Origin of the sequence: Streptomyces otsuchiensis, from assembly GCF_004305975.1 — a bacterium.
Taxonomy (GTDB): domain Bacteria; phylum Actinomycetota; class Actinomycetes; order Streptomycetales; family Streptomycetaceae; genus Streptomyces; species Streptomyces otsuchiensis.
In genome coordinates, this window is record NZ_BHZI01000218.1 from 1 (window position 1) to 9,912 (window position 9,912).

Sequence of the window (9,912 nt, forward strand, 5' to 3'; positions counted from 1 at the left end):
CCTCCAGGTGGCGGCCCGCACCCTGACCGCCGACGCGTCCGGGCGGTTCCACGCCCGTGCCACCACCCACGCCACCCTCACCAGGGGCGCGGCCGACGGTCACCTCGCCACCGCCGCCCCCCTCACGACGCCTGTTCCGCAGACCCCGCGTGAGATCCACGCGCCGGTCACCGCACAGGAGTTCAGCGACGCGCTGTGGACCGGGCTGCTCTCCGGCGCGGGCTGCGCGCTGCGCCCGGTCCGCCCTGCCGACGTTCCCGGCGGCGACCCCGCCGCGGACACCGCCACGACCACCGCGCGGACCGTGGTCCTGGACGACCGGCTCCGGCCAGCGCCCACCGGGATTCCCGGCGAGCTGTACCTGCCCGCCGCGCCCGGCGACGGCCTGCCGCACCACCCCGCGGGCACCGCCGTCCAGTGGATACCGGACCCGGCCGGTCCGGCCGGGTCCCGGCTGCTGCGCACCGGCCGCCGCGCCGTGCGGACGCCCGACGGCGGGCTTCGCGACCTGGGCGTACCCGCCCGGGCCCGCGTCGGGGGCTACCGCCCGGACACCGACCGGCTGTCGGCGACCCTCTCCGCACTGCCCGGTGTGCACGCGGCGGCCACGCTCGTCCGGGAGGACTCCCCGGGCCAGCCCCGGCTGACCGGGTACGTGGTGCCGCTGCCGGGCACCACGTTCGAAGAGGCACAGCTGCTGGCACAACTGGCTGACAGGCTGCCCGAGTTCATGCTGCCGGGCCGACTGGTCCCGCTGCCCGAACTGCCCGTCGGCCCCGACGGCCGCCTCGCCGCGACCGAGCTCCCCGACCCCGACACGGTGACGGGCGACGGTTCCGGCCGGGCGAACGGTACGTCCGGGAACCCCGGCGTGGTACCGCGCGAACAGCAGGCCGTCGGGGAGCTGTTCCGCGAGGTGCTGGGCGGCAAGGAGGTCGGTGCGGAGGACAACTTCTTCCGGGTCGGCGGGCATTCGCTGCTGGCGGTCCGGCTGGTCAACCGGGTGCGCGCGGTGCTCGGCACCGAGATCACCCTGCGGGACGTCTTCCGCAACCCGACGGTCGCGGCGCTCTCCACCCTGGTCTCCGCCGCCACCACCGCTACCCCCACTCCCGACGGTCCGGACCGGGCCGCCCCGGCCTCGCCCGCACCGGTGGCCGCCGGAGCGCCGGCCAACGCGCCGGCCCGGCCCGCACTGCGCCGCCGCACCCAGCGCGGCGCCCGCACCAGGGACGACAACCGCCGCCCCTGAGAACCAGGTTGGGGCCCTCCGGCATCACAGGAGCCCCAACGGAACAACCGGCCGTACACAGCCGAAGCCCCGGGACACCCGTCCCGGGGCTTCGGCCGTCCCAGACCTCAGCGCCCGCACCACCGGCGGCTCGGGCGTCGCCTTCCCGTCCTTCCGAACGACGTGAGCGCGACCGGTAGCGCGCGCGTTCCCTCATGCCGACTTCGCACGGCGCCAGGACCGTGCCGCTGCCGCCCCTGTGCCGCTGAAGCTGCCGGTCGCTCTGCCCGCCGGGGGCGTTGGTGCTCCCTAGCGTTGTCGTCGAGGCGAGCAGGGCCGCATCGACGGCCCTGCCGCCACCGCACCACCGCACCACCGCACCCACCCCGACGGTGCTGCCGCCCCGGCGCCGGACCTGCCATCGCCCCCTTCCCGTCTGGAGGACGTGATATGACCGCAACCGGCCAGCCGGTGACCGTGCCCGACCCGGAGAGAGCCGCGGACGGCCCGGTGCCGTCCGCCGTCGTGGACGGCGGGCCGCCGCCCGCGTCGGCGGCTCCCGTCCTGGAGCGGATCGCGGGGCGGACCGCCGAGGACGCGTCGCGTCCGGCGGTGCTGCACGGAGCGACCTCCGTCAGCTACGGCGAACTGGCACTCGCGGTCGCGCTGCGCGCCGAGGAGCTGATCGCAGAGGGCGCGGGCCCCGGCAGGCTGGTGGCGGTCTGCCGAGCCCGTTCGGTGGAGACGGTGGTCGCGCTGCTGGCGGTGCTTCGTACGGGCGCGGCCTACCTGCCGTTGGACCCGCAGGCCCCGCCCGCACGCAACGCCGCGATCCTGGGCGACGTCTGCGGCGAGGACGCGCCGTCGCCCGCCGCGGTCGCCGAGGCCGGGGAGCTGGTCCTTCCCGGTCGTGTCGTCGAGCCCGGCGCGGCGTATGTCATCTACACCTCGGGGTCGACCAGCACGCCCAACGGTGTGGTGGTCGGTCACCGGGCGCTGGCGCAGTTCGCGGAGGGCGCGGCCGAGCGGTACGGGGTCACCCGGGATGACCGGGTGCTCCAGTTCGCCCCGCTGCACTTCGACGCGAGCGTCGAGGAGATCTTCGTGACCCTCAGCGCCGGGGCGACCCTGGTGCTGCGGGAGGACGGCCAGCTGGACGTCCCCGATCTGCTGGCCGGGTGCGCCCGGCAGGGGATCACGGTTCTGGACCTGCCCACCGCGTACTGGCACGAGCTGACGTTCGCGCTGGCGGGCGGTACCGCCTCGCTTCCCGCGTCGCTGCGCGCCGTGATCATCGGCGGTGAGGCGGCGCTGCCGGAGCGGGTCGGCCAGTGGTGCGCGGCCGTCGGGGACGGTGTGCTGCTGTTCAACACCTACGGTCCGACGGAGGCGACGGTGGTCGCCACGGTCGCGGAGCTCAGCGGCTACCGGGGCGGGGCGGTCCCGATCGGCCGGCCGCTGGCCGGTGTCCGGGCGGCGGTCGTGGACGGGGAGCTGTGGCTGCTGGGCGAGGGCCTGGCGGAGGGCTATCTGGGCCGTGAGGAGCTGACGGCGCGCCGGTTCACGGTGCTGGGCGGCGAGCGCGCCTACCGCACCGGGGACCGGGTGACGCTCCGCGAGGACGGCCGGCTGGGCTATCTCGGCCGGGTGGACGGCGAGTTGAAGATCAACGGGCATCGGATCGACCCTGCTTCGGTGGAGTCGGTGCTCTCGGGTCACGCCGCGGTGCGCGAGGCGGCGCTGGTGGCCCAGCAGACCGCGGGCGGCGCCACTCAGCTCGTCGCCTTCGTGGTGACCGCCCACAGCACCGGACCGGGCTCCGAAACAGCGGTCGGTGAGGCGGAGTTGCGTGCGCTGGCCGCCGCGGCTCTCCCGCCGGCGGCGGTTCCGGGCCGGGTGGTGTTCGTGGCCGAGCTTCCGCACACCTCGTCGGGGAAGATCGACCGCCGTCGCCTCGCGCAGCTCTCGCCCCGCGTCCGGCCCGACGCCGAGGCGGCCGCGCCCGCCGGTGCGCCGACGGACACCGAGGGGCTGGTCCGCTTCGACGAGGAGATCCTGCCGGAGGAGGACCGGGTGCCGCTGTCCTTCGCGCAGCAGCGCCTGTGGTTCATGAACCGGCTGGAGGGCCCGTCGTCCACCTACAACGTCCCGGTGGTCCTCGCCTTCGACGGTGTCCCGGACGCGGCGGCGCTGGAGGAGGCGCTGCTGGACGTGGTGGAGCGGCACGAGGCGCTGCGCACCGTCTTCCCGGCGCCGGACGGCGATCCGTACCAGCATGTGGCGCGGACCCCGGCGGGCCTGCTGACGGTGCGGGAGTGCGAGGCGGACGAGCGGCTGGCCCTGGTGGAGGCGTTCACCTCCCTCAGCTTCGACATCTCCGCCGAACTCCCGCTCCGGGCACGCCTGTTCGTCCCGGGCGACGGCAACTCCACGCTGGTGCTGCTGATGCACCATGTCGCGACCGACGGCTGGTCGCTGCCCCCGCTGATGCGGGACCTGGACACCGCCTACCGGGCCCGGCGCGACGGCGGCGCCCCTGACTGGGAGCCGCTGCCCGTCCAGTACGCCGACTTCGCCCTCTGGCAGCACGAGACGCTCGGCGACCCGGAGCGCGCCGACTCCCTCGCGGCCCGGGAGATCACCTTCTGGCGGCAGGAGTTGGACGGGCTGCCGCCCGTGGTGGACCTGCCGCTTGACCGGCCGCGGCCGGTGGAGCCCACGCATCGCGGTGACACCCTGAACGCCACGCTGGAGGCCGGGGCGCACCGGCGGCTGCTGGAGCTGTGCGCCGACCACGGCGCGAGCCTGCTGATGGGCGTCCAGGCGGCGTTCGCCGCCGCGCTGCACGTGGCGGGCAGCGGCCCGGTGGTGCCGATCGGCACACCGGTCGCCGGCCGCGGCGACGAGGCGCTCCACGATCTGGTCGGCTTCTTCGTCAACACCCTGACGCTGCGGACGGATGTCTCCGGCGACCCGGACTTCGCCACGCTGGTGGAGCGGGTACGGGACGGCAACCTCGGCGCGTACGCGCACGGCGAGCTGCCGTTCGACCTGCTGGTCGAGCATCTCAGTCCGGTCCGGTCCCTGGCGTGCCACCCCTTCTTCCAGGTGATGGTGGCCCTGCAGCGCGACACCGAGGCCGCGCTTCCGCTGGGGCCGCTGAGCGCGAGGCTGGAGCCCGCGGGGCTGGACGCGGCCAAGTTCGACCTGAGCCTGGTCGCGGTGGACCGTCGCACGGACGATGCCGAGGAGGCGGCGGACGGGCTGGAGCTGTGGTTGCAGTACGGCGCGGACGTCTTCGACGTGGAGACCGTCAGGCTGCTGCTGGAGCTGTGCCTGCGGACCCTGCGCGCGGCCGGGGAGGCGCCCACCACGCCGCTGTCCGCGCTGGAGCTGCTGACCGGCTCGGAGCGCGACTCGCTGGCGGCGCGCCGGGCCGCACTCGCCGCGGAGCCGGTGGCGCCGGCCGGTCAGCTGCCGGAGGGCGTCGGGGACAGCGCGCACGTGGAGACCCTGTGCGCGCTCTTCGCCGCCATGCTGGGCCGCGAGCAGGTCGCGCCGGACGACAACTTCTTCCACATCGGCGGGCACTCGCTGATGGGCGTGCGGCTGGTCAACCGGGCACGCACCATGCTGTCCACCGAGATCGGCATCCGCGACCTGTTCCTCGCCCCCACCCCGGCCGGGCTGGCCCGCCGTGTCGACGAGCGGGAGCGGCAGGAGCGCCGGGCGTCCCTGGTCCCCGTCGAGCGGCCGGAGCGGATCCCGCTCTCCTACGCGCAGCGCCGGCTGTGGGTGGTCAACGAGCTGGAGGGCGCCTCGACCTCGTACAACATCCCGCTGGTACTGCGGCTGGAGAACGAGCTGGACGCCGACGTCCTCGGCGAGGCGCTCACCGACCTGGTGGCCCGGCACGAGGTGCTGCGCACCGTCTACGCCGAGGTCGACAGCGAGCCGCACCAGAACATCCTGTCCGGTGTGCGGCCGCAGCTGCGGCTGGTACGCACCGGCGGCGAGAACCTGACGGCGGCGGTGGAGGCGGCCTGCGGCCATGTCTTCGACCTCTCCTCGGAGATCCCGTTCCGCGCGTGGCTGATCACCTCGACCGGCTCCGCCGCCGGGCCCGCGGAGGGAGCGTCCGGGGGCGGTTCGGGCGCCCAGACGCTGGTGCTGCTGATGCACCACATCGCGGCCGACGGCTGGTCGATGCGCCCGCTGCTGCGGGACCTGGAGCTGGCGTACCGCGCCCGGTCGAACGGGGCGGAACCGGCCTGGGACGCGCTGCCCGTCCAGTACGCCGACTACGCGCTCTGGCAGCGCGGGACGCTCGGCGACGCGGGGGACCCGGCGAGTGTGCTGGCCCGCCAGCTGGCGTACTGGGAGAAGCAGCTGGCGGACGCGCCGCCGGTGCTGGAGCTGCCCGCGGGCAAGCCCCGCCCGGCCGAGGCGGGCCACCGCGGCGCGGTCGCGCCCTTCGAGGTGGACGCCGCCACCCACCGGGCGCTGACGGCGCTGGCCGCCGAGCGCGGGGCGACCTTGCTGATGGTGGTGCAGGCCGCGTTCGCCGCGACGCTGACCCGGCACGGGGCGGGCACGGACGTCCCGATCGGCACCGTGGTCGCGGGCCGTGACGACGACGCGCTGGAGGCGCTGGTCGGCTTCTTCGTCAACACCCTGGCGCTGCGCACCGACACCTCCGGGAACCCGGGCTTCGCCGAGCTGGTGGACCGGGTCCGCGCGACCGACCTGGGGGCCTTCGCCCATCAGGACGTGCCCTTCGACCGGGTGGTGGAGCACCTCAACCCCCGTCGTTCGGCGGCTCATCACCCCCTGGTCCAGGCGCTGGTCCAGGTCACCCCGGCCGACGGCCCGGGCGGGGAGTCGCTGTTCTCCGGCGCCGACGTGGCGCTGCGCACCGCGTACACCAAGTTCGACATGACGCTCGCGGTGCGGGAGACGGCCGACGGTGAGGGCCCGGCGGGGCTGTCGGGCGTGCTGGAGTACGCCACCGACCTCTACGACCCCTCCACGGCACGGCAGTTGGCGGAGCATGTGGCACGCACCCTGCGCGCGGTGGCAGCCGATCCGTCGCTGCCGATCGGGGAGGTGCCGCTGCTGTCGGCCGCCGAGGAGCGGCTGCTGGTGCGGGACTACAACGACACCGCCCGGCCGGTGCGGACCGCGCCGGTGCACGAGCTGTTCGCCGGTCACGCCCGCCGCACCCCGGACCGGCCCGCGGTGGTCTTCGGCGGCGAGCGGCTGACCTTCGCCGAGCTGGACGCGTCCGCCAACGCGCTGGCGCACCGGCTGATCGCCGCCGGTGTCCGCCGGGGGGACGCGGTCGGGGTGCTGACGGACCGGACTCCGGGACTGCTGGTCGCGGCGCTGGCGGTCCTCAAGGCCGGCGCCACCTACCTGCCGCTGGATCCCAAACTGCCCGGCAGCCGGGTGCGGATGATGATGGAGGACACCGGCGCGGAAGTCGTCGTGACCTCGCGCGACCGGCTGGACAGCGCGGTCGCGGTGGCGGAGACACACGAGGGGACGCGGCTGCTGGCCGCGGACGACCCGGCCGCCGACGGGCGGTTCCCGCGGACCGACCCGGGCGTGACCGTCGGCGTGGACGCCGCGATGTACCTGATGTTCACCTCCGGCTCCACCGGCCGCCCCAAGGGGGTGGCGGTGACCCACCGCAATGTGGCGGACCTGGTGGCGGACGGCTGCTGGGACCTCGCCAACCACGAGCGGATGCTGGTCCATTCGGCGATCGGCTTCGACGCCTCGACCTACGAGCTGTGGGTGCCGCTGCTCAACGGCTGTGAGCTGGTGATCGCCCCGGGCGACGGCGCCGACGTCGCCGAGCTGGACCGCACGATCCGCGAACACGACGTGACCGCCGCGTACTTCACCATGGGCCTGTTCCACATCATGGCGGACGAGGGCCTGGAGACGCTGAAGCTGCTGCGCGAGGTGTGGACCGGCGGCGACACCGCCTCCCCCGCCGCCCTGCAGCGGGTCCTGGACCACTGCCCGGACACGGTGCTGGTCCACTCCTACGGCCCCACCGAGGCGACCTTCGCCTCGCACCACCAGCGGCTGGACACCACGGTGCGCACCCTGCCGGGGGTCTTCCTGGGCAGACCGCTGGACAACACCCGTATCCACGTGCTGGATTCGGCGCTGCGGCCGGTGCCGGTGGGCGTTCCCGGCGAGATGTACATCGCCGGGGACCAGGTGGCTCGCGGCTACGTCGGACGGCCGGCGCTGACCGCCGAACGGTTCGTCGCCGATCCCTTCGCCGGTGACGGCGGCCGGATGTACCGCACCGGTGACCTGGTGCTCTGGACGCCCGAGGGCGAACTGCGCTTCCTGGGACGGTCGGACGGCCAGGTCAAGCTGCGCGGGTTCCGGATCGAGCCGGGTGAGATCGAGGCGGCGCTGGCCCGGCACCCGGAAGTCGGCCAGGTCGCGGTCGTGGTCCGCGAGGACCGGCCGGGTGACAAACGGCTGGTGGCCTACGCGGTGCCGCGATCGGGTGGAGCCGGGGTCAGCGCCGAGGAGCTGCGGGAGGCCGCGGCTGCCACGCTGCCGGAACACATGGTGCCCTCGGCGGTGATGATCCTGGAGACCATCCCGCTGACGGTCAACGGCAAGCCGGACCGCCGGGCGCTGCCCGCGCCGGCCGTGCGCGCGGACCGAGGCGGGCGGGCGCCGCGCAACCCCCGCGAGGAGGTGCTGTGCGGTCTCTTCGCGGAGATCCTCGGCGTCCCGGACGTCGGGATCGACGACAACTTCTTCGACCTGGGCGGCCATTCGCTGCTCGGCGTGCGGCTGGTGACACGGATGCGCTCGGTCCTCGGCGTCGAGCGCGGGGTCCGCGACCTGTTCCGCACCCCGACCGTGGCCGGACTGCTCGACGACGGCCCGGTGGACGGCGACTCGATGGCGGTGATGCTGCCGCTGCGCCCGCAGGGCACCCAGCGTCCGCTGTTCTGTGTCCACCCCGGCACGGGAATGGGCTGGCCGTACTCCGGTCTGGCCCGTCATCTGGGCAGCGACCAGCCGCTGTACGCGGTGCAGTCGCGGGCGCTGAGCGAGCCCGGCTTCGTCGCCGACAGCGTGGAGACGATGGCCGCCGACTACCTGGAGCGGATCCGCCGGGTGCAGCCGTGGGGCCCGTACCGGCTCATGGGCTGGTCCTTCGGCGGCGCGGTGGCGCACGCGATGACCGCGATGCTGGAGAGTCAGGGCGAGGAGGTGGAACTGCTGGCGCTCATGGACTGCTACCCGCGGGCCGGGGAGCGGGGGCGGAGGAAGCTCACCGAGAAGGACATGCTCGATCTGCTGGTGGAGGAGCCGCACTCGGATCTGGGCGGGCGCACCGATCCCCAGGCGGTCGGCGACCTGATGCGCCGCCGGGACCCGGTGTTCGCCGGCTTCACCGACGACGAGCTGCTGGCCGTGATCAACGCCTCCGTCAACCACGCCGAGATCATGTGGGACTACGACCCGCCCCGCACCGCGGCGGAGATCACCTTCCTCATGGCGACCCGGATGAGCAGTCTCCAGTACCAGCCGGAGAACTGGGCGAAGTTTGTCGACGGAGATATCGACGTGCACTACATCGACACTTCGCATCTGAAAATGGCAGAGCCCGAACCCATGGCACACATAGGACGGGTTCTCGCCGAGAAGTTCCGGCGCATACGCGAGCGGGAGAACTCCGTGGAGGCCGCCGCGGCCACCACCGGAGCCCCGTCGCCCGGACCCGTCGCACACCCACGCTGACCCGGCGGGCCGGCCGCACCGGACACCCCCGTCGCACGCACGCACGCCAACCGTTCACGCACCCACCCACCGACAGGAGCCCCGCCATGGCCAACCCCTTCGACGACAACGACGGCACCTTCTACGTCGTCACCAACGACGAGAACCAGCACGCCATCTGGCCGACCTTCGCCGACGTCCCCGCAGGCTGGCAGGTCGTCCGTGACGCGGGCAGTCGCGAGGAGTCCCTGGCGTACGTCGAGGAGAACTGGACCGACATCCGGCCGGCCAGCCTGCTCGCCCAGTACGCCTGACCTCCGCCCGCCCCGCACCGGCCGCCCCAGGCCGGCGCGTGGCGGGGACCCCGCGCCGGGCCCGGCACGTGACCTCCACGTGCCGGGCCCGCGCCATGCCCGGAACCCCGCGGAGGACAGCGGCGCGAGGCGGGGACAGCCCACCCCGCGGGGCACCGGAAAGGCAGATTCCCTCGCAACGCCTTCCTGTTTTCTGCCGGTTGAACTTCCGGTCGCGCTGGCAAAGCACTCCTATATTCATTACACGAGCACAACCGCCCGCCCCGACCATCGGAGACCCGCCACATGATGCTGCCGAAGCAAGGATTGAGGATTCTGGTCAGCGGTACCGCGTCGGACTCTCACACCTGGAACCTGGTCTTCCTCCAGCTGTTCCTGGAGGAGCAGGGCCACCCGGTGACCAACCTCGGTCCCTGTGTCGGCGCCGATCTGCTCGCCGCGGAGTGCCTGGAGCACCGCCCCGAGCTGGTCGTGCTCTCCAGCGTCAACGGCCACGGCTACCGCGACGGCCTCACCGCCGTCACCCGGCTGCGCCGCGAACACACCCTGGAGGACATGCCGGTGGTCATCGGCGGCAAGCTCGGAGTGGCCGGCAGCCGC

The 9,912-nt window shown here is 74.0% G+C and carries 4 protein-coding genes; all 4 read left to right on the top strand.

Annotation, left to right across the window (positions count from 1 at the left end; genetic code table 11):
• A partial coding sequence (locus E0D90_RS19225) for a phosphopantetheine-binding protein (protein WP_227870328.1) occupies positions 1-1,252 on the top strand: 1,252 nt, incomplete at its 5' end.
• A gap of 429 nt (positions 1,253-1,681) precedes the next feature.
• Positions 1,682-9,019, top strand: coding sequence for a non-ribosomal peptide synthetase (locus E0D90_RS19230; protein ID WP_130799407.1), 7,338 nt, complete (start codon positions 1,682-1,684; stop codon positions 9,017-9,019).
• A gap of 86 nt (positions 9,020-9,105) precedes the next feature.
• The gene (locus E0D90_RS19235; protein ID WP_103502429.1) at positions 9,106-9,312 is read left to right on the top strand and encodes an MbtH family protein; all 207 of its coding nucleotides are present in this window, start codon (positions 9,106-9,108) and stop codon (positions 9,310-9,312) included.
• A gap of 285 nt (positions 9,313-9,597) precedes the next feature.
• Positions 9,598-9,912: cobalamin B12-binding domain-containing protein (locus tag E0D90_RS19240; protein WP_130799408.1), on the top strand; the 315-nt coding region annotated here is incomplete at its 3' end.

What these genes read in the sequence shown, in the direction of transcription:
- E0D90_RS19235 (WP_103502429.1), top strand. Translation starts at nt 9,106, where the DNA reads ATGGCCAACCCCTTCGACGACAACGACGGCACCTTCTACGTCGTCACC.
- E0D90_RS19230 (WP_130799407.1), top strand. Translation starts at nt 1,682, where the DNA reads ATGACCGCAACCGGCCAGCCGGTGACCGTGCCCGACCCGGAGAGAGCC.